The organism is Psychrobacter sp. TB20-MNA-CIBAN-0197 (assembly GCF_040309765.1).
Classification (GTDB): domain Bacteria; phylum Pseudomonadota; class Gammaproteobacteria; order Pseudomonadales; family Moraxellaceae; genus Psychrobacter; species Psychrobacter submarinus.
In genome coordinates, this window is sequence record NZ_JBEOPC010000764.1 from 1 (window position 1) to 264 (window position 264).

A 264-nucleotide genomic window follows, 5' to 3' on the forward strand; every position below is an offset into this window, starting at 1 on the left:
GATTGATCATGTGCGTTGCTAGTTGAGAGAATGATTGCTTTAAGCCTTCACGTAACAACGGATTGTCTATTTCTATATCCAGCGTTTTATTCATGAAGTACATCCACTGATCGCGCAATGCTTTATCTACAGTAAAAGGCATATGTCTTTTACGTAGCATTGGCTGGCCATGTTTTTCAGTAAATAGGTTTGGCCCGCCTAACCAACCAGATAAAAATTCAAAAAATACTTGGCGAATTCGATCTAATGGCAGAGGATGCATAT

General features: G+C 39.0%; 1 protein-coding gene. It reads right to left on the minus strand.

Translation table 11 applies throughout. The features are described from left to right. Positions 1–264, minus strand: a 264-nt coding sequence (locus AAEY83_RS15885) for a globin domain-containing protein (protein ID WP_502945204.1), incomplete at both ends; no start/stop codon positions are given.